The organism is Pseudomonas sp. TJI-51, assembly GCF_000190455.2.
GTDB lineage: Bacteria > Pseudomonadota > Gammaproteobacteria > Pseudomonadales > Pseudomonadaceae > Aquipseudomonas > Aquipseudomonas juntendi.
The window spans coordinates 3,750-5,227 of sequence record NZ_AEWE02000136.1; the positions used below are offsets into that span (position 1 = coordinate 3,750).

Genomic DNA, 1,478 nt, shown 5'->3' on the forward strand with positions numbered 1-1,478 from the left:
GATGGCCGCGCAGGCATCGTTGGTGTGCAGGGTAGACAGCACCAAATGCCCGGTCAGTGCGGCCTGTACAGCCACCAGGGCCGTTTCGCGGTCGCGAATTTCGCCGATCATGATGATGTCCGGGTCCTGACGCAGCAGGGCGCGTACCCCGGCGGCAAAACCAAGGTCCAGGGCGGGCTGCACCTGCAACTGGTTGAACGCCGGCTCCAGGCGCTCGATGGGGTCTTCGATGGTGCACAGGTTGACCTGTGGCGTGGCCAATAGCTTGAGGCTGGTATACAGCGTGCTGGTCTTGCCGGAGCCGGTGGGGCCCGTCACCAGGATGATGCCCTGGCGCTTGCCCAGCAGGCGCTGCCACTGGGCCAGTTGCTGGCCTTGCAGGCCGAGGCGGTCGAAGCCCTCGTGCAGTTGCTGCGGGTCGAACAGGCGCAGCACCAGCTTTTCGCCGTAGGCGGTTGGCAGGGTCGACAGCCGTAGCTCGACCTCACCGCCGCCGGGCAGGCGGCTGTGCAGGCGGCCGTCCTGCGGCCGGCGCTTTTGCGCCACATCCATGCGCCCCAGGTGCTTGAGGCGGCTGACCAGTGCCAAGGTTACGCCGGCAGGAAAGGCGTACACGTTATGCAGCAGGCCGTCGATGCGGTAGCGCAACTGGCCCTGATCGCGGCGGGGTTCCAGGTGAATGTCGCTGGCACGTTGTTCGATAGCGTACTGCAGCAACCAGTCGACGATGTGCACGATGTGCGCGTCGTCGGCGCTGGCTTCGGCCTGGCGCTTGCCCAGTTCCAGCAGTTGCTCGAGTTCGCCCAGGCCGGCGGCCTGCTGGTATTGCGCGCCTTTTACCGACTGGGCGAGGTGCTCGAACGACTGCCCTGCCTGGCGGATCTGCAACGGGCTGGCCAGCACCCGGCGAATCGGCCGGCCCAGGCTGCGGGCCAGGTCGGCCTGCCAGTCGTTCTGGTAGGGCTCGGCACTGGCGACGGTAACGCCGAGGGCGTCGGCTGCGACGATGAGGATGCCATGGCGCTGGGCGAAGGCCGGTGCGATCAGGCCGCTGACCTGGGGCAGGTCGAGCTGCATGGGGTCGATGCGCAGGTAAGGCTGGCCGACCTTGCGGGCCAGCCATTGGCAAAGGTGCTCAAGGTCCAGCTGCTGGCCAGGCTGTTGGCGGTGTTCCAGGCTGCAGGCGGCGATCTGTTCGAGCGGATGGCAAGCGGGGTGGGCGGCGGCGTTGTCGAGCACGTGCTCGGCGTCGTTGGCGTGCAGGTGCTGGTCGGCGACCAGGGCGGCGAGCACGTGTTCAAGGTCGAGGGTCATTGTGTGGGGGCTATGCATGCTGGGCGTCCGTGCCTGATCGGGAATGTGCCGATCAGGCTAGCCGGGCGGGGCGCTGGCATCACGGGGGAAGGGTTTCGGGGTTTTACACGTACGGTGTAGAGGCATTCCGCGAGGCTATAGGCCAATGCCAGTCAGTTAAGTAA

Annotated in this window: 1 protein-coding gene; it reads right to left on the reverse strand. The window is 66.6% G+C overall.

Translation table 11 applies throughout. The features are described 5' to 3' along the window. Positions 1–1,332, reverse strand: a 1,332-nt coding sequence (locus G1E_RS24340) for a GspE/PulE family protein (RefSeq protein WP_047150187.1), incomplete at its 3' end; no start/stop codon positions are given. Between the last annotated feature and the right edge of the window lie 146 nt (positions 1,333–1,478).